We start from the raw sequence: 16,431 nt of genomic DNA on the forward strand, positions 1-16,431 counted from the left end.
GCGGCGCGGCTAGAGATGCTTGTAAACGTCTTCCAGGCTGAGTCCCTTGGCGAGCATCAGAACCTGCAGGTGATAGAGCAGTTGGGAGATCTCCTCCGCCGCGGCTTCGTCGGATTCATACTCGGCAGCCATCCACACTTCGGCTGCTTCTTCCACGACTTTCTTGCCGATGCCGTGGACTCCGGAATCCAGTTCGGCGACGGTGCGGGAGCCTTCGGGGCGTGCGGCTGCCTTTTCACTCAGTTCTGCGAACAGCGACTCGAAATTCTTCACGCCCACCAGCCTACTTGCTTACGGCCGGACCGCGCCTGCCGGGCCCCAGCATGACGCCCGCGATGTGACGGATTACACACCCGGGTCAGCTGTACTGGCGCAGCGTCACGGCGGTGGCCAGGGCTGCCGTGACCGCCTCGTGTCCCTTGTCCTCGGTGGAACCGGGCAGCCCGGCCCGGTCAATGCCCTGCTGTTCGGTGTCGCAGGTGAGGACGCCGAAGCCCACCGGGACGCCGGTGCGCACGCTGACCTCAGTGAGACCCAGGGTGGCCGCCTCGCAGACGTACTCGAAGTGCGGGGTGCCGCCGCGGATAACGACGCCGAGTGCCACGACCGCGTCGAAGTGCGGTGCCAGCCGCGCCGCGGCCACGGGGAGCTCAAAGGTACCGGGCACGCGCAGGACGGTCGGTTCGCTGATGCCGGCCTCCTTCGCAGCGCGCATGGCCCCGGCCAGCAGGCCGTCCATAATCGTGGTGTGCCAGCTCGCGGCCACGATGGCCAGCTTCAGCGCCGACGTCTCTTCGGATTTGAAGGTGCTCAGGTCGATCTGGGGTGCGCCGTGTCCACTCATGCGGATTTCCTTGCTCTAGGTCTGTATTTCTTGGTCTGGGTGTTGGTGCTCGGGAGAATGCTCCGGAGGAGCGGTGCGAAATTGCCGACGTCGTCGGGTTTCAGGCAGTCAGTCTTGTTCGTGCGCAACGCCGTTAGCGGCAGTCTGGACGTCGAGGACCAGCCGGTGGTCCATCCGGTCCTTCTTGGTCTGCAGGTAGCGGATGTTCTGATCACGGGAGGGTACTTCGGTGGGAACCATCTCCACCACCAGGACGCCGGCCTCCGCGAGTCTGTCCTGTTTGACCGGGTTGTTGCTCAGGAGGCGCACCTCGTGGAGACCCATCTCCACCAAAATCTGCCCGGCGGCATGGTAGGTGCGGGCATCGATGGGCAATCCCAGCTGCTCATTGGCTTCCACGGTGTCAAAGCCGGCTTCCTGCAGTGCGTAGGCCTTAATCTTGTTCGCGAGGCCGATGCCGCGGCCTTCCTGGCCGCGCAGGTACAGCAGTGTGCCGCCGAACTCGTTGATCATCTCAAGCGCATAGGCCAGCTGTTCACCGCAGTCGCAGCGGTAGGAACCGAACACGTCTCCGGTCAGGCACTCCGAATGCAGACGCACGAGCGGTGCCCTGCCATCGGCCGGCGGCACCGGTGAACTGACGGCAAGGTGCTCAGCACCGGTGACCAGATCGGTCCAGGCCTGGGCCACGAAGTCGCCGTAAGCGGTCGGCAGCTGGACCAAGGGTCCGCCGCTGACCGGGTGCGGGCGCTGGTCCGCGTCAATGTCTTCCTGGATCCCGGTAGTCGTCATTTTTCGCTCCTCCATCAAACCTGATCCAGGGCAGGACCGCCGCGCTGTGCGTCATCGAGGTAGGCCACCAGATCCTTGATCGAGATCAGTGGGCAGCCATGCTCAATAGCGAAGCTGCGAAGACCGTCCAGCCGCATCATCTCTCCGTTGTCGTACACCAGTTCTGCAATTACTCCCACAGGCTCCAGGCCGGCGAGCCGGCACAGATCCACTGCCGCCTCGGTGTGGCCGGGACGTTGCCGCACACCACCGTTAACGGCGCGCAACGGGAAAACATGCCCGGGTCGGGTCAGGGATGTCGGCTGGCTCCCGGGATCGGCAAGAATCCGGGCCGTCAAAGCACGGTCCGTGGCGGAAATTCCGGTGCTGACTCCGACGGCCGCGTCGCAGGAGACTGTATAGGCGGTGCCCTTGGCGTCTTCGTTGACGGCGACCATCGGCGGCAGCGCCAGGGCATCGGCCCGCCCGGCCTCGAGCGGGACGCAAATGACTCCCGAGCTGTGCCGCACGGTCCAGCCCATCAGCTCCGGCGTCGCGTGCTGGGCGGCAAAGATGATATCGCCTTCGTTTTCGCGATCTTCATCGTCGACGACGAGGACCGGCCGGCCTGCAGCTATGGCGCTGACGGCCGCTTCGATTGGGTCCAGGACGGACGTGGCCATGGCCTCGGGCCGGGGTTCTTTGACGAGGCTCATGCTGCGTCCTCCCCGCGGTGTGCCGCTCCCCCGGCGGCGGCCGTGGAGAACGCGAGCAGCCGCTCGGTGTACTTCGCAAGCACGTCGACTTCGAGGTTAACGCGGGACCCTGCGTCCTTCGCGCCGAGACCGGTTTCGGCCAGCGTGGTGGGAATCAGTCCTACCTCGAACCACGGCGCAGGCTCGGCGGCCGGGCTGACTGCGGTGACTGTCAGGGAGACGCCGTCGACGGCTATTGAGCCCTTCTCGGCGATGTAGCGGGCGAGGCCGGCCGGCACACCGAACCGGAGCCGGTCCCAGTTGCCGAGCGCTTCACGCTCCAGCAGTTCCCCGACGCCGTCGACGTGGCCCTGCACCACGTGCCCGTCGAGCCGGCCGCCCGCCGGAACGCAGCGCTCCAGGTTGACCGGATCGCCGACTGCCAGCTCGCCGATGGTGCTGCGGGTCAGGGTTTCACCCATCACGTCCACGCTGAAGTCCCGGCCGTCAATTGTGGTGGCTGTGAGGCACACGCCGTTGACGGCGATGGAGCCGCCCAGGGCAAGCCCGTCGGTGGATCCGGGGGCGTGGAGCCGGAGCGTGGCACTGATGTCGCCGTTGCGCTCAACGGACAGCACCTTTCCCTGTTCGGCAATAATTCCGGTGAACATCAGTAGCCTCCTGGGGCGGTAGCCGCACCGGGACGGTGCGGGATGGAATCGAAAATCGTGGCGGTGACAGCGTCGGTGCCCGTTGCGTCTGCGGCGGTGGTTCCGGTTACTGCGGCGGCGCGGCTGGCGGTTACTGCGGCGGCGCGGCTGGCGGTTTCGGCCCGGCCGACGCCGGCTGTGGGCGTGAATTCAGGGCTCAAGTGCAGCCGGAGGTCCCGGCCAAGCACCTGGACGGCGCCGCCGGAGGCTTGATCCCAGGCCCAGCGCTGGGCGTTCGCCAGCGTGCCGATGCCGAGATCGTCCAGTGCCGGTGTGCCGGAGCCAAGAAGCGTGGGCGCCAGGTAGACGATCAGTTCGTCGACGAGCCCGGCGCCAAGGAAGGCGCTCAGAATCCGTGAGCCGCCCTCCACCATGAGGTGCCGCACGCCGGCGTCGAACAGTTGATCCAGGGCCTCGCTCGGATCGTGGGTGGCAAGGTGCAGGACGTTGCCGTCGTCGCCGTGGATGGCCGCATCGGCGGGGATTGCCCGGTGCCCCATCACGGCGCGCAGCGGTTGCTTGCCCGCCGTTTCGCCAGCGGCGTTCCGGGCCGTGAGCCGGGGGTCGTCCACGAGGACGGTCTGCGTGCCGACCAGGATGGCATCGATCCGGCCGCGCAGTGCGTGGTTGTCGGCCAGGGATTCCGGGCTGGAGATCCACTGGCTGGTGCCGTCGCTCGCGGCGATCCGACTGTCGAGGGTCTGCGCGATATGCAGCGTGACGAAAGGCCGCCCCGCCGCGACGGCGTCAAACCATCGCCGGTTCAGCGCAAGGGCGGCGTCTGCCGCCAGACCGGATCGGACCCTGACGCCGGCGGAGCGCAGCGTCCCCGCGCCGCCGGCAGCCGGATCATGGGGATCGTCGACGGCGTAGATGACGTCAGTGATCCCGGCATCGATGATCGCCTGGGCACAGGGGCCGGTGAGGCCGGTGTGGTTGCAGGGCTCAAGGGTTACCACGATGGTGGCGCCGCTGAGGTTCATGCCTGCGGCGACGGCCTGGTTCACCGCATCAGCCTCCGCGTGGGCCGTGCCGGCCCCGCGGTGGTACCCGGTGACGAGTGGTGTCCCGTCTGCGGCGAGGATGACAGCGCCCACCAGCGGATTGGCCCCCCGCGGCCCCAGTGCGGCGGCAGCCAGTGCCGCGCCCATCGCCGTAACTTCGGCGGCGCTGAAACCGGTGGAGTCGCCGTGAAGCACGTCCATGCGTGTGTCGTTCCTTCCCTCAAGAACCGCGATGGCTCCGGGGCATACGACAGCGCAGTGCGGCGGAGCCTCAATGGCACCACCGAAAAAGCCGTACGTGCTTCTCTCATCCAGACTTTAACTGTCGGTACCGGAATTTCACCGGTTCAACCGTCTGCCGGCATCCTTCCCGAAGGAAAGCACCGGCTCGCGGGTCGCGGACTGTCACCGCCGGTTCGGACTTACACCGACCCCGGAGCACGTATGTGTGTTTTTATTCTGACACAACCCGGCGCGATGGCGGGACATTCCCCCTGACGTTACCGCCGGCGTCGCCGTTGCGGGGTTTCCGCAACCCGTCAACGGGCTTTCAAAAATGGTCAACGGGCTGCCAAAACGGTTAGCGCGAACCTGCGCTTCGGAGCCGCTCGATGGCGGCCGCCGGGTCGTCAGCCCCGTAGACCGCTGAGCCGGCCACGAACACGTTGGCGCCGGCCTCGGCGGCGCGCACAATCGTCTCTTCGGTGATGCCGCCGTCGACTTGCAGCGCCACACCGATCCCCGAGCCGTCGATTGCAGCGCGGGCGCGGCGGATCTTGGGGAGCGTCAGATCCAGGAAGGACTGACCGCCAAAGCCTGGCTCCACGGTCATGATCAGGAGCATGTCCAGTTCGGCCAGCATGTCCAGGTAAGGCTCCACGGGCGTGCCGGGCCGTAGCGCCATGCCTGCCTTGGCGCCCCGGGCCCTGAGTTCGCGGGCGAGCTTGATCGGCGCGATCGAAGCCTCGGCGTGAAACGTGACCGACGCGAGTCCGGCGTCGGCGAACCCGGGCGCCCAGCGGTCCGCGTCCGCAATCATCAGGTGGGCGTCCAACGGGACCGGGCTAACGGCCTGGATACGCTGGACAACGGGCAGCCCGATCGTCAGGTTGGGCACAAAGTGGTTGTCCATCACGTCCACGTGCACAGCGTCAGCGTTGCTGATGCGGTTCAGTTCCGCCTGAAGGTTCACAAAATCTGCGGAGAGGATGCTCGGGTTAATGCAGCACTGGGCCATCGGGTTCCTTTGCGTTCTACTGTTCGGGGTCTGCGGTACAGCGGACGGTGCAGCGGACGGTGCGGCTGGTGGCGTGGCCGGGCGGACCGGTGGCCGGCCCGGGGCGGCTCAGGCCTTTTTGTGGATGAGCGCCAGGAACATCGCATCCGTCTGGTGCACATGCGGCCAGAGCTGGGCCGTGAGGTCGTGCCCGGCATCCAGTCCGCCGGTGAGGCTCACGCTGTCCAGCACCGCGCCGGCGTCGAGGAGTTCGAGGTCTTCGCGTTTGCGCAGGACGTCGCTGACGACGGCGGTGGTTTCCGCCGGGTGCGGCGAGCACGTCACATAGGCGACGACGCCGCCGGGTTTGACCGCGTCCAGCGCGGACTTGAGCAGCTGGCGCTGCAGCGGGCCCAGGTCCACGAGGTCCTTAGGGGTACGCCGCCACCGTGACTCCGGTCGGCGGCGAAGCGCACCGAGCCCGGTGCACGGCACGTCCACGAGGACGCGGTCGAAGCTTTCGGGCTGTTCGGCCCCCATCTCGCGGCCGTCGCCGGTCCGGACGGACCAGCCCTCCTCGGGTACCGCGGAGAGGGCCTGGCGGACCAGTTTGGCCCGGTGCGGCGCGGATTCGTTGGCGAGCAGGTGCGCGCCCTGCTGCCGTGCCAGGGCTGCGAGCAGGGCGGCCTTGCCGCCGGGTCCGGCGCACAGGTCCAGCCATCGCTCGCCGCCGTCAGCGGCACCGCTGCTGCGCGTGGTCCTGTCGCCGAGGTCGACGGCGGCCATCGCCCGGGCCACCAGCTGCGAACCGACGTCCTGGACCCGCAGGCTGCCCTCGCGCACCGAGGCGAGCCGGCCAAGGTCGCCACCGCTCGAAAGCGCGGAATCCGCCACCAGCTCCCCCGGGGTCGCGCCTCCCTCGAGGGCCTCGTCCAGGCTGCCAAGCCCGGGCAGGGCCACCAGGTTGACCACCGGCGCCGCGTTGTCCGCCGCGAGCAGATCGTTGATCTCAGCGACCGGCCGGCCGTGCGCGACGAGCGACTGCCGGAGCGCCCTGACGATCCATTCCGGGTGGGCGTACCGGGTCGAGGCGATCCGGGTTTCGTCGGTTTCCTCGCTGAGGAGCAGTTCCAGCCATTCCTCGAGGCTGCGCGCGGAAACCTTGCGGAGCACGGCGTTGATGAGAGTTGATGGTCCGGCGCCGATGACGGCACGGGCCAGGCCCACGGTCTGATCCAGGGCGGCGTGTGCCGGGACCCGCATGGCCAGCAGTTGGTGCGCGCCGATCCGCAGGGCATCCAGGATCGCGGGGTCGAGCTGGTCCAGCGGGCGGTCCACGCACCGGGCCAGGACGGCATCATAGGTGCCTTGGCCGCGGAGGGCGCCGTAGCTCAGTTCGGTGGCGAAGCCGGCGTCGCGCTTGTCCAGCCCGTGATGCCGGATCCGTGCGGGCAGCACCAGGTTCGCGTAGGCGTCCTCGGACGCGACGGCACGCAGCACCTCGAAGGCCACCAGCCGGGCCGGATCTGCGCGGCGCGTGCGCTGGGACGGGGCGTTGTCGGTAAACGTGCGCGGACCGCGGTTGCGCTCCCGGCCCTTGGCATCGCGGTGGCTGCCGCTCCGGCCGGAGCTTTGTCCGCCTTGCCGGGGGCCCCCACCGCGGCCGCTGCCGTTGGTTCCTGAGTCGCTCATTCGAACACCACGCTTTCAAGTGTTGCCTGTCCGCGCGCCCAGTCGGCGGCGGTCATCATTTTTTTCCCGGACGGCTGCATCCGGGTAAGTTCCACGGGGTGCGAGCCGGTTCCCACCAACACGGTTTTCCCGTTCATGGCCAGTTCACCGGGCGGCAGGGCGGCCGCTTCCGGCCGGGGCAGGACGGGCTCCAGCTTGACCCGCTGGCCCTCGAGCATGGTCCAGGCTCCGGGTTCCGGCGTGACGCCGCGGGCCCGCCGGCTGATGGCGAGTGCCGGCTGCCGCCAATCGAGGCGGCCATCCTCAAGGCTGAGTTTCGGTGCCAGGCTGACATCGCCTTGCTGCGGCACGGCGGCCGCCTGGCCGGCTTCGATCGCGGACAATGTCTGGGCCAGCAGCACGGCTCCGCTGTGGGACAGTCGCTCCAGGAGAGCCCCGGAGGTATCATCCGGGCGCACTGTCTCGGTCAGGGTGCCAAAGACCGGGCCGGTGTCCAGGCCCTCTTCGAGGAGGAACGTCACGGCGCCGGTGACGTCGTCGCCGGCGATGATCGACCGCTGCACGGGTGCCGCCCCGCGCCAGGCCGGCAGCAGGGAAAAATGCAGGTTGACCCAGCCGTGCCGGGGAACGGCCAGGGCCCCGCGGGGAATGAGCCCGCCATAGGCGACGATCGCGGCGACGTCGGGTTCAGCATCGGCGATCCGGGCGGTGACGCCGTCGTCGACCTTTGTGGCGTGGATGACCGGGATGTCGAGCTCGCCGGCGCGCGCCGCAACGGGCGACGGCGTCAGGACTCTCTTGCGTCCCAGCGTGGCGTCCGGACGGGTGAGGACGGCGACGACGTCGAACCCGGCCCGGACCAGGGCATCCAGGGACGGCACGGCGACGGCCGGGGTGCCGGCAAAAAGGACCCTCACTGGGTCTTTCCGAAAGCGCCGCCCGGCGAACCACCAAACGCACCGCCACCAAAACTGGAGCCGACGGTCTTGGCGCGCTTCGCCGTCGTCTGCTCCGTGATGGCGTCATAGTTGGCGTTCCGGATGGCCCGCAGTGCGGCCTTGCGGTCCTCGCCGTCGAGCCGGTCCGTGTAGAGGACACCGTCCAGGTGATCGTTTTCATGCTGGAAGCAGCGGGCCAGCATCCCTTCGCCGTCGATCTCGACCGGGTTGCCGTTGACGTCAACGCCGGTGACCCGGGTGCTGCGGTAGCGCCGGACCGGGAAGCCCAGCCCGGGGATGGACAGGCAGCCTTCAACCTGGTCCGGCTGGAAGTCCTCGCTGTTCTCCAGCACGGGGTTGATGATGTGCCCTTCGACTCCGCCAATGCGGTAGGTGAAGACGCGCTGGCTGACGCCGATCTGGGGCGCGGCAAGGCCTGCGCCCTCAACGTCTTCCATGGTCTCGATCATGTCGGCCACAAGCTTCGCCAGGTCAGGCCCGAATTCCGTCACTGGATCGGCGACTGTGCGCAGCACAGGATCCCCGATAATGCGGATATTCAAAATGGCCATGTGTCATCTGTCCTCACGGTCGGCGGCTACGGGATCCTGTCCAGTTTAGTAGCTCCTGGCCGCTTCGGCCCCGGCGGTCCGTCCGGCCCCGCTGCCCGGAGGGTTCCTAGCGGTGAACGGGCGGTGCGAGCGGAAGCAGTGCCGCTCCGGCCGCGGCGGTGTCCGCTGACATTTCCCAGACGCGGCGGAGCGCACAGAACTTCCACCAGTGGTGCTTCAGCACGTCCGGGTTCGCCCGCTGCGGACGGACTTCGGTCTCGCCCACCGCCACAGCGAGCAGGATGGGCGAGTCGCCATGCTGCCAGGCCTCCCACTCCCCCGCTATGGGATCCACGAGGCTTTCCTCGGCCTTCATCCCCGCAACGAGCTGCATCACGACTTTGTCATCAAGCGGTTTGACGGTGCCGTCACGGCTGGTGCCCTTGGTTTTGTAGTCGATCAGGCAGGTACGGCCGTTGATCCGAGCCACGAGGTCCAGGGTGCCCGCATAGCCGACGCTCGCATTCCAGACCGTGATCTCCGGTGCGATCGGTTCGACCTGAAAGAGCTCCCACCACTCATCGAAGCGTGCCGCGAAGGCCTCTTCGCCGTTGGCCGCCAGAGCTTCCCGGGTTTCCTTCATCAGGTGCGGCCGGCCCAGCGCCCGCAGAGCGACCTGCTCGCAGTAATTGTGTACCCGGTCTCCTCGCTTGGCGGCGTCATCCCGGTAGCTTTCGGCAGCTTTGGCAGCACGGCTGACGGCCTGCCGCAATTTGGCCGGGCTCCCCAGGATCCCGGCAAGCGCGGGATCCTGGGCGAGGCTGTTGGCTCCCATGTACCCGAACCAGCCGTCCAGGCCATGGGGCTGCTGACCGATCACCGTCGTGATGGAGGGGACGGAGAACTGCTCCGAGGTGGAGCGTGCGTACATCCGGCCATAGTCGGTGGCGTGGGCAAGAAGCGGAGCGGTCATGGAAGAACTCTTTCACGGAGGGCAGACATTCAGCGGGTCAGACGTACAGCGGGACGGACACGGGTTAACGAAAAATGGCCCCTCCCGCTAAGAGCGGGACGGACCATTTCGTGGGTGGGCGATACTGGGTTCGAACCAGTGACCTCTTCGGTGTGAACGAAGCGCGCTACCACTGCGCCAATCGCCCCAACGACATTGAATGCTAGCCCACCCGGCCGGGTTTTTGAAATCGGCCTGGCCGCAGGCGAACATGGATCTCCTCCACGGTGGGAAACACACACCGCCTGGAACGGCACAGGAAGACCCCTGACCGGATAACCGCCCGGCTCATTCCCGGGGTTCGGCACATTCACAGCCCGGATTGCCCGCTCACTTCGGAATTCGATACGGACGGGACCTCGAACCAGGACGTCACGGCCAGCCGATTAAAGCGCTGAATTACAACCCTGTAATTAGCAAAAACCCCTAGAAACCAAGGATCCAAGGGTCTTCCGCGCAATGCTTGCTGCCTCGATTTGTAGATTCCCGGAACCTCCTATAGAGTTCTTACTCGTTGGAACGCGAGGAAATGCCGATTGCGGCGCGGAATTTTGACCCAACATTGCGGACGTAGCTCAGCTGGTAGAGCACCACCTTGCCAAGGTGGATGTCGCGAGTTCGAATCTCGTCGTCCGCTCGCAGGACACTGTCACGGCAACGGTTCTTCGGAATCCTGTCTACACGGTGGGTTGGCCGAGAGGCGAGGCAGCGGCCTGCAAAGCCGTATACACGGGTTCGAATCCCGTACCCACCTCGGTGAAAACCCTGGTTTCCGGTTCCGGCCGGATGCAAGGGGCGATTGGCGCAGCGGTAGCGCGCTTCCCTGACACGGAAGAGGTCACTGGTTCGATCCCAGTATCGCCCACCAGAGTAAGGAAACTTACTTGATGGAGTTTCGACGGCCAGGCTGGACGGAACAAAAAATGCGGACGTAGCTCAGCTGGTAGAGCACCACCTTGCCAAGGTGGATGTCGCGAGTTCGAATCTCGTCGTCCGCTCTCGATTTTGTAAAAATCCACACCGGATCATCCCGGTTGCGGGCGATTGGCGCAGCGGTAGCGCGCTTCCCTGACACGGAAGAGGTCACTGGTTCGATCCCAGTATCGCCCACCACATCAAGCAGCTCTCCGGAGCTGCTTTTTTTGTTCCCCGGCCCCTGCGGTCCTTCCCCGGTCCCTTGCGGTCCTTCACCGCACCACCTTCGCCTTGGCACGATCCTGACAGGCGGCTAGGATCGAAAGCGCAGGGAGCGATCTGGCTCCACGACTGAAGGGAGGTGCCCGTGGGTTTTCTTGACAATCTGAAGGGCAAGGCTCAGCAACTCGTTGATGGTAACGAACAAGCCATCAAGGACGGGATCGAAAAGGCAGGCGACTTCGTCGACTCCAAGACCGGCGGCAAGTACGCCGACAAGATCGATTCCGCACAGCAGGGCGCTTCCAGGCTCGTGGACAAGGTTGACCGCAAGCCGGATACGGCGGCCGCCGACGAACATATCGCCGACGAACCTCCCGCTGGTGAGCGTCCCGCCCCCGGGGAAACCCGGTAGCTGGGCCTCTGCCCCAATTTCGTCACCGAGGTGCCGGTCCCGCCGAGAGGCGGCGCCGGCACCTCTGGCATTTAACGCCCGCAACATACCAACGCGGGGTCACTTTTCACCCATCCAGGACTCAGGATGGGCGAAAAGTGACCCCGCGTTGCTTTAGCGGAGGTTAGGAGGGTTCGTGGTTCTGGCCTTCGCGGGCCAGGGCCGTGAGCCGGGAGACGGCACGGAAGTACTTCTTCATGTAGCCGCCGGTCATCATCTCTTCGGTGAAGAGCTGATCAAAGGGCACCCCGCTGGCCAGGATCGGAACGTCCTTGTCGTAGAGGCGGTCAGCCAGCACCACGAAGCGCAGCGCCACGGACTGCTCCGTGATGGTCTCCACGTTTTGCCAGACGACGCCTTCGATGCCGTCGAGCAACTGGCGGTAGCGGCTCGGGTGGACGCCGGCCAAATGATGAACGAGGGTACTGAACTCATCGCGGGCCACGGTCTTGCCGTCGAATTCGGACTTCATGTGGTGCGTCAGGTCGTCGTTGCGCAGTGGCTGCGGCGCCGCGGGCAGCCCGCGGTGGCGGAAGTCCTCACCGTCGATCCGGACGACGTCGAACTGGTCCGCCAGCACCTGGATCTCGCGTGCGAAGTCGACGGCAGCGAACCGGCCGTCGCCCAACGAGCCCGGCAGGGTGTTGGACGTCGCCGCCAGCTTCACGCCGGCGTCCGCGAGCTCACGCATGAGCCGGGACATCAGGACGGTGTCGCCCGGATCGTCGAGCTCGAACTCATCGATGCAGACCAGTTTGTAGTGACTCAGCGCATCTACCGTTTTGCGGAAGGAGAGCGCGCCGACAAGGTTGGTGTATTCGACGAAGGTGCCGAACGCCTTGGGTCCGGGGGCCGCGTGCCACAACGACGCGAGCAGGTGGGTCTTGCCGACGCCGAAGCCGCCGTCAAGATAGATCCCGGCCCGGGAGGTGTCCTTCTTGGCGAAGAGCCGTTTGAACAGCCCGTCGCCGTCCCGGGCGCCGACGCCGGCGGCAAATCCTTCCAGCTCCTCGACAGCGTAAGCCTGGCTGGGCTGGGCCGGATCGGGCCGATAGCTGTCAAAGGACACTGCGCCAAAACGCGGCGAGGGATAGAAGCCATTGAGGAGTTCATCCACGGAAACCGCCGGCGTTCTCGCGGCGAGCTGTTCAATCTGTACCAAGGGGGTCCGTTCTGCTGGTCTCGTGTCCCCCCAAAGAATACCGGGAATGCCGGCCCGGGCGCGATCAAAGCAACTCCCGCAGCAGTACCCGGGTGAGAACGCGTGAGAAAGGCCACATTTCCGAGTATGACCAGACGGGAGTATTCGTGGCGGGGCGTGGCTAGGGTGGTATGAGGCCCGGCGCCGCGCTTGATTTCGTCCGGCCTCCTGACCGTTCGAGTGAAAGGCCACCGCTATGCCGTACCCCGTTGAGCAAAACGAGAAGTTCGCCGCCTACGCCCACCCCGAAAAGCTGGTCTCCACGGAGTGGCTCGCCGCGGCCATCGACGCCGGCGAACTCGACGGCGGGAAGCTCGTGGTCGTGGAATCCGACGAGGACGTCCTGCTCTACGAGACCGGTCACATCCCCGGCGCCGTGAAAATTGACTGGCACACGGACCTCAACGACGAAGTCACCCGGGACTACGTCGAGGGCTATGCCTTCGCCGCCCTGGCCGCGGCCAAAGGGATTTCCCGTGACAGCACCGTAGTGATTTACGGCGACAAGTCCAACTGGTGGGCCGCTTACGCCCTGTGGGTCTTCACCCTCTTCGGTCACGAGGATGTCCGGCTCCTGGACGGCGGCCGGGACAAGTGGATTGCCGAAGGCCGGGCCATCAGCACCGAGACCACGGTGCCGGCGCCCGGGGACTATCCCGTGGTGGAGCGCAACGACGCACCGATCCGGGCCTTCAAGGAGGACGTCCTGGCGCACTTCGGCAATCCGCTGATCGACGTCCGCTCGACCGAGGAGTACACCGGCCAGCGCACGCACATGCCCGCCTACCCGGAGGAAGGCGCCCTGCGCGGCGGCCACATCCCGACCGCGGCATCCATCCCCTGGGCCCGCGCTGCCGCCGAGGACGGGACCTACCGCGACCGGACCGAGCTTGAGGCCCTCTACCTCGACGAAGCCGGGCTCACGGCCGGCGACGACGTCGTGGCCTACTGCCGGATCGGCGAGCGTTCCAGCCACACCTGGTTCGCCCTGAAATACCTCCTGGGCTTCGAGACGGTCCGGAACTACGACGGTTCCTGGACCGAATGGGGCAACGCCGTCCGCGTTCCCATCGTCAAGGGCGCCGAGCGCGGCACGGTTCCGGCCGCGAAGTAGTCCGGTTCCTCCGGGGAGGGCTGGCGACCGGGACACAATCGCCGGGCATGCGTAAGCTGGGAGTGATGAATACTTCTGCCCTCCCCGCCGCGCTGGCGGAAATTGTTGACGACTTCCAGGCCCTGACCGAAGCAGACCGGCTGCAATTGCTGCTGGAGTTCTCCCGCCAGCTTCCCGAGCTGCCGGAACGGCTCAAGGACCATCCGGAGCTGATGGAGCAGGTGGTTGAATGCCAGTCGCCGCTCTTCCTGACCCTTGAGCTGGAGCCCGCCGACGGCGGTGACTCCGGCCGCGTCCGGCTCTTCTTCAAGGCGCCGCCGGAAGCCCCCACCACCCGCGGTTTCGCCAGTGTGCTGCACGAAGGTCTCGATGGCCTCACGGTCCGGGAGATCCTGGCCGTGCCGGACGATATGCCCGAACTCCTTGGCCTGACCCGGGCCATCACGCCCTTGCGGATGCGCGGCATGACGGCGATGTTGGGCCGGATCAAGCGCCAACTGGCGGCCCGTCGACAGCCCGGCCTGTCCTGACGCTCGACCTCGACGTCACCGGCTATGGCCCGTAGACAGGCATCACCGGGAACTCCGGCCACCGCCGCCCTCACGGCTGCCGGCGTTACCTTTGTCGCGCATCCCTACAGCCATGACCCGGCGGCGGCCAGCTACGGCGCCGAAGCCGCGGCAGTGCTCGGCGTCGACCCCGCCCGGGTGTTCAAGACCCTGATGGTCGACGTCGACGGCAGGCCCGCCGTCGGCGTCGTACCGGTGAGCGGGACCCTGGACCTGAAGGCGATGGCCGCGGCCCTGGGCGGCAAGAAGGCGGCCATGGCCGATCCGGCCGCCGCCCAGCGGCGCACCGGCTATGTGCTAGGCGGGATCTCTCCGCTCGGGCAGCGGCAGTCCTCCCCCACGGTGGTCGACGAAAGCGCCCTGGGCCTGGCGAGCATCCTTGTGTCCGGTGGACGGCGCGGCCTTGACCTCGAACTGGCGCCGGAAGAACTGATCCGGCTCACCGGCGCCCGTACCGCCCGGATCGCCAACGGCCGGGAAACCGCCTAGACCCGCTGGTTACTGCTGCCGCTAGGCTTCCGGCCGGCCCGGGACTCCGCCCGGACCGGACTGGCCCGGGTTCGTCCGAGGCGCCAGTTGCTGCCGGAGCCAGGCCGCGACAAGCCGTTCCCAGCGTTCCGGATCCACGTTCCATTCCTTGGTATGCCGTGCGGTGTCGAACGGCTCAAAAGTGACCATCTCGGGGTTCTTCTCGGCCAGATTGGCCGACGGGCCGTACGGGACATACTCGTCATCGACGCTGTGCAGGATCAGGGTCGGCGTCCTCAGCTCAACGGCCCGGGATATCCAGTCCATCGCCTTGAAGTTCACCGGTGCAGCCAGCCCGGTCAGCCGGCGGCCCAGCCGATGGCCCAACATCACCTGCCCGTAGCGTCCCACGGACGTGGGAATCCGGTTCAGCTCCGCGTGGTGCGCCAGCACGTTGACCCAACTGATCACCGGAGCATCAAGCACGAGTGCCCGGATGACCTGCCGGTGCCGCGACAGGTCGGCAGTCTGCAGGCAGATCGCGCCGCCCATGGACCAGCCGAACAGCACGACCTCGCGCGCACCCTGCCCGAGGGCGTAGGTAATGGCGGCCTCGACGTCGCGCCATTCCGTGGAGCCCAGGCCGTAGCGTCCGTCCGCGGCCGAGGGCGCCAGGCCGTCGTTGCGGTAGGAGATCAGCAGACTGGACATGCCCAGTTTTCCGGCCGTTTCGAGGACGCGCAGGCCTTCCTGCCGTGACGCCCCGCGCCCGTGCACCATGATCGCCCACACGTCGGACTCCACACCGGGCACGGGTGCAGCCCGCACCAGCCAGGCCGGCGCCGTTCCGCCGTCGACCTCAATCAGCACGTCTTCTGCCTGCACACCGAGCGTGGCCGGATCAGGGTGGATCGTCCCGCTCCAGGATCCCCGCCGCGCGGCTGAGAGGTCTCCGCTGTAAACCGCTTCAACCTCGCGCAGTACGGTGCGCTCGGCCGGGGAATAGGACACGATCCGCCCGATCCGGGCGTGCCCGCGGCCATTGTCGAAGAACAATCCGTAGACGCCTTCCAGAGTGGCGTCCGGGGTGGCGGCAAGGATCACCTGTTGCGTGTTCCCTTCCCGGATCACCGCCAGAATTTCCTGGTCCTGCGGCCGCTCCGAGGCGGGCGTGATGACGCGGCGGGCGAAGTACAGCGCCAGTGCCGATGATCCGGCGGCGAGCAGGGCGGCCGCGGCGCCGCCGCCGATGGCGCCGGCCGCGGCCCATTTGGCACTGCCGCGCACAATGGCTGCGGTGCCGTCCCGTTCGGGAGTCCCTTCGCCCTGCGCGGGCGGGATGCGGAGTGTGTCGGACGGAAACCGGAGCGATGATGCCATGGCACCATTCTGACTGAATTGCAGCGCAGCTCCGTCATCGGCGCCTGCATGCGCCGCCGCCCGCAGTTGCTGCGGGTCGGAGGCGCCCGGGCCGTCGCCGGCGATATCCGTGCAGGGCCGGTGGCGCACGGCTAGGCTGGGGGCATGAGTGATCCAATCGTCATTTTGACAGAAGAACCCCTGGGCGCCGATGACCGCGTCAACATCCAGACTCTGCTGGCCGGAGGGGACGCGCCCTTGGTGGTCCTGGTCCCGGCCAACACCGAACGGCACCTTCTGGTGGATTTTCTGGAGAACCTCTCCATGCTGGAAATCGCGAAGGCCTTCCGAGAACTGACGTCCCAGTCCCCCGACCCTGCGGAAGCGCGCGCCGAAGCCGCCGAGGCCCTCGCCGCCTCGCTCGCGGCGCTGGCGGGCCTCGGCGGAGGCGTCACGGGCGAAGTCGTGGACGGCAAGCCCGTGGAAGGGCTGGTCGCCAAGGTCAAGGAACTCGGTGCCGGTCAGGCCGTTGTGGTCACCCGCCCGCACGCCCTGGCCGATACCTTCCACACTGACTGGGCCAACAAGGCCCAGGACAGCCTCGGCCTGCCGGTGCTCCATCTGTACGCCGGTTCGGGATTTATCGGCGACTCCTGAGCGTTATGCAGGCATGAGTATCTTCAGCAGGAAGTCAGAGAA

General features: G+C 66.9%; 18 protein-coding genes, 6 tRNA genes and 1 riboswitch. Of the genes, 10 read left to right on the forward strand and 14 right to left on the reverse strand.

Going from position 1 to position 16,431, the window contains the following annotated elements:
- Positions 1-9: 9 nt before the first annotated feature.
- The 12 genes from KY499_RS04285 to KY499_RS04340 form a co-directional block, all read right to left on the reverse strand.
- A complete protein-coding gene (locus KY499_RS04285) occupies positions 10-273 on the reverse strand; it encodes a phosphoribosyl-ATP diphosphatase (protein WP_123254457.1) in 264 nt (87 codons plus the stop codon).
- Positions 274-358: 85 nt separating this feature from the next.
- Entirely contained in the window at positions 359-844 is a 486-nt protein-coding gene (gene ribH / locus KY499_RS04290; RefSeq protein WP_123254425.1) for a 6,7-dimethyl-8-ribityllumazine synthase, read from the reverse strand.
- A 108-nt stretch (positions 845-952) separates the two neighbouring features.
- Entirely contained in the window at positions 953-1,636 is a 684-nt protein-coding gene (gene ribA, locus KY499_RS04295; RefSeq protein WP_219886303.1) for a GTP cyclohydrolase II, read from the reverse strand.
- Between the two features lie 14 nt (positions 1,637-1,650).
- Complete coding sequence (gene ribB / locus KY499_RS04300) at positions 1,651-2,331, reverse strand: 3,4-dihydroxy-2-butanone-4-phosphate synthase (protein ID WP_219886304.1); 681 nt, start codon at positions 2,329-2,331, stop codon at positions 1,651-1,653.
- Complete coding sequence (locus KY499_RS04305) at positions 2,328-2,981, reverse strand: riboflavin synthase (protein ID WP_219886305.1); 654 nt, start codon at positions 2,979-2,981, stop codon at positions 2,328-2,330. The genes ribB and KY499_RS04305 overlap by 4 nt, the downstream gene beginning before the upstream one ends.
- Entirely contained in the window at positions 2,981-4,225 is a 1,245-nt protein-coding gene (gene ribD / locus KY499_RS04310) for a bifunctional diaminohydroxyphosphoribosylaminopyrimidine deaminase/5-amino-6-(5-phosphoribosylamino)uracil reductase RibD (protein ID WP_219886306.1), read from the reverse strand. Before ribD ends, KY499_RS04305 begins: the two co-directional genes overlap by 1 nt.
- Positions 4,226-4,318: 93 nt before the next feature.
- Positions 4,319-4,470, reverse strand: a riboswitch (FMN riboswitch).
- Between the two features lie 134 nt (positions 4,471-4,604).
- Complete coding sequence (gene rpe, locus KY499_RS04315) at positions 4,605-5,261, reverse strand: ribulose-phosphate 3-epimerase (protein WP_123254429.1); 657 nt, start codon at positions 5,259-5,261, stop codon at positions 4,605-4,607.
- A 108-nt stretch (positions 5,262-5,369) separates the two neighbouring features.
- Entirely contained in the window at positions 5,370-6,932 is a 1,563-nt protein-coding gene (locus KY499_RS04320) for an RsmB/NOP family class I SAM-dependent RNA methyltransferase (RefSeq protein WP_123254430.1), read from the reverse strand.
- Positions 6,929-7,849, reverse strand: a complete 921-nt coding sequence (gene fmt / locus KY499_RS04325) for a methionyl-tRNA formyltransferase (protein WP_219886307.1) — start codon at positions 7,847-7,849, stop codon at positions 6,929-6,931. Before fmt ends, KY499_RS04320 begins: the two co-directional genes overlap by 4 nt.
- Positions 7,846-8,442: a peptide deformylase gene (def, locus tag KY499_RS04330; RefSeq protein WP_123254432.1), complete on the reverse strand. Its 597-nt coding sequence runs from the start codon at positions 8,440-8,442 to the stop codon at positions 7,846-7,848. The genes fmt and def overlap by 4 nt, the downstream gene beginning before the upstream one ends.
- 106 nt (positions 8,443-8,548) lie before the next feature.
- Positions 8,549-9,394, reverse strand: coding sequence for a cytochrome (locus KY499_RS04335; protein ID WP_219886308.1), 846 nt, complete (start codon positions 9,392-9,394; stop codon positions 8,549-8,551).
- Between the two features lie 115 nt (positions 9,395-9,509).
- Positions 9,510-9,581, reverse strand: a tRNA-Val gene (locus KY499_RS04340).
- A 416-nt stretch (positions 9,582-9,997) separates the two neighbouring features.
- Here KY499_RS04340 and KY499_RS04345 point away from each other — a divergent pair.
- The 6 genes from KY499_RS04345 to KY499_RS04370 all read left to right on the forward strand — a co-directional run bounded on the left by KY499_RS04345 (position 9,998) and on the right by KY499_RS04370 (position 10,982).
- Positions 9,998-10,070: transfer RNA gene (locus KY499_RS04345), tRNA-Gly, on the forward strand.
- 46 nt (positions 10,071-10,116) lie between these two features.
- Positions 10,117-10,187: transfer RNA gene (locus KY499_RS04350), tRNA-Cys, on the forward strand.
- Between the two features lie 39 nt (positions 10,188-10,226).
- A tRNA-Val gene (locus tag KY499_RS04355) sits at positions 10,227-10,301 on the forward strand.
- A gap of 57 nt (positions 10,302-10,358) precedes the next feature.
- A tRNA-Gly gene (locus tag KY499_RS04360) sits at positions 10,359-10,431 on the forward strand.
- Between the two features lie 40 nt (positions 10,432-10,471).
- Positions 10,472-10,546: transfer RNA gene (locus tag KY499_RS04365), tRNA-Val, on the forward strand.
- Positions 10,547-10,715: 169 nt separating this feature from the next.
- Positions 10,716-10,982 (forward strand): antitoxin, encoded by a 267-nt coding sequence (locus KY499_RS04370; RefSeq protein ID WP_123254434.1) that lies wholly within the window; start codon positions 10,716-10,718, stop codon positions 10,980-10,982.
- A 163-nt stretch (positions 10,983-11,145) separates the two neighbouring features.
- Here KY499_RS04370 and zapE read toward each other — a convergent pair whose 3' ends face one another.
- Complete coding sequence (gene zapE, locus KY499_RS04375; protein WP_123254435.1) at positions 11,146-12,183, reverse strand: cell division protein ZapE; 1,038 nt, start codon at positions 12,181-12,183, stop codon at positions 11,146-11,148.
- 235 nt (positions 12,184-12,418) lie between these two features.
- On the opposite strand from zapE, the gene KY499_RS04380 reads away from it, so the two are divergent.
- The 3 genes from KY499_RS04380 to ybaK all read left to right on the forward strand — a co-directional run bounded on the left by KY499_RS04380 (position 12,419) and on the right by ybaK (position 14,394).
- Positions 12,419-13,336 (forward strand): sulfurtransferase, encoded by a 918-nt coding sequence (locus KY499_RS04380; protein ID WP_123254436.1) that lies wholly within the window; start codon positions 12,419-12,421, stop codon positions 13,334-13,336.
- Positions 13,337-13,401: 65 nt separating this feature from the next.
- Complete coding sequence (locus KY499_RS04385; protein ID WP_183164427.1) at positions 13,402-13,866, forward strand: SufE family protein; 465 nt, start codon at positions 13,402-13,404, stop codon at positions 13,864-13,866.
- Positions 13,867-13,890: 24 nt separating this feature from the next.
- Positions 13,891-14,394, forward strand: a complete 504-nt coding sequence (ybaK, locus tag KY499_RS04390) for a Cys-tRNA(Pro) deacylase (protein ID WP_123254438.1) — start codon at positions 13,891-13,893, stop codon at positions 14,392-14,394.
- Between the two features lie 21 nt (positions 14,395-14,415).
- On the opposite strand, the gene KY499_RS04395 is transcribed toward ybaK, so the two are convergent.
- Positions 14,416-15,753: a S9 family peptidase gene (locus KY499_RS04395; protein WP_123254459.1), complete on the reverse strand. Its 1,338-nt coding sequence runs from the start codon at positions 15,751-15,753 to the stop codon at positions 14,416-14,418.
- 144 nt (positions 15,754-15,897) lie between these two features.
- Between KY499_RS04395 and KY499_RS04400 the strand changes: the two genes are divergently transcribed.
- Positions 15,898-16,389 carry a hypothetical protein gene (locus tag KY499_RS04400; RefSeq protein ID WP_123254439.1) on the forward strand — a complete coding sequence of 164 codons (492 nt, stop codon included), beginning with the start codon at positions 15,898-15,900 and terminating at the stop codon, positions 16,387-16,389.
- Positions 16,390-16,431: the final 42 nt, after the last annotated feature.

This window comes from Arthrobacter sp. PAMC25284, assembly GCF_019443425.1.
Classification (GTDB): Bacteria; Actinomycetota; Actinomycetes; order Actinomycetales; family Micrococcaceae; genus Arthrobacter; species Arthrobacter oryzae_A.

Bases quoted from the DNA above. Each gene is read 5' to 3' on its own strand.
- ribH (WP_123254425.1), bottom strand. From the start codon at position 844: ATGAGTGGACACGGCGCACCCCAGATCGACCTGAGCACCTTCAAATCC.
- ribA (WP_219886303.1), bottom strand. From the start codon at position 1,636: ATGACGACTACCGGGATCCAGGAAGACATTGACGCGGACCAGCGCCCG.
- ribB (WP_219886304.1), bottom strand. From the start codon at position 2,331: ATGAGCCTCGTCAAAGAACCCCGGCCCGAGGCCATGGCCACGTCCGTC.
- KY499_RS04305 (WP_219886305.1), bottom strand. From the start codon at position 2,981: ATGTTCACCGGAATTATTGCCGAACAGGGAAAGGTGCTGTCCGTTGAG.
- ribD (WP_219886306.1), bottom strand. From the start codon at position 4,225: ATGGACGTGCTTCACGGCGACTCCACCGGTTTCAGCGCCGCCGAAGTT.
- rpe (WP_123254429.1), bottom strand. From the start codon at position 5,261: ATGGCCCAGTGCTGCATTAACCCGAGCATCCTCTCCGCAGATTTTGTG.
- KY499_RS04320 (WP_123254430.1), bottom strand. From the start codon at position 6,932: ATGAGCGACTCAGGAACCAACGGCAGCGGCCGCGGTGGGGGCCCCCGG.
- def (WP_123254432.1), bottom strand. From the start codon at position 8,442: ATGGCCATTTTGAATATCCGCATTATCGGGGATCCTGTGCTGCGCACA.
- KY499_RS04335 (WP_219886308.1), bottom strand. From the start codon at position 9,394: ATGACCGCTCCGCTTCTTGCCCACGCCACCGACTATGGCCGGATGTAC.
- KY499_RS04380 (WP_123254436.1), top strand. From the start codon at position 12,419: ATGCCGTACCCCGTTGAGCAAAACGAGAAGTTCGCCGCCTACGCCCAC.
- KY499_RS04385 (WP_183164427.1), top strand. From the start codon at position 13,402: ATGAATACTTCTGCCCTCCCCGCCGCGCTGGCGGAAATTGTTGACGAC.
- ybaK (WP_123254438.1), top strand. From the start codon at position 13,891: ATGGCCCGTAGACAGGCATCACCGGGAACTCCGGCCACCGCCGCCCTC.
- KY499_RS04395 (WP_123254459.1), bottom strand. From the start codon at position 15,753: ATGGCATCATCGCTCCGGTTTCCGTCCGACACACTCCGCATCCCGCCC.
- KY499_RS04400 (WP_123254439.1), top strand. From the start codon at position 15,898: ATGAGTGATCCAATCGTCATTTTGACAGAAGAACCCCTGGGCGCCGAT.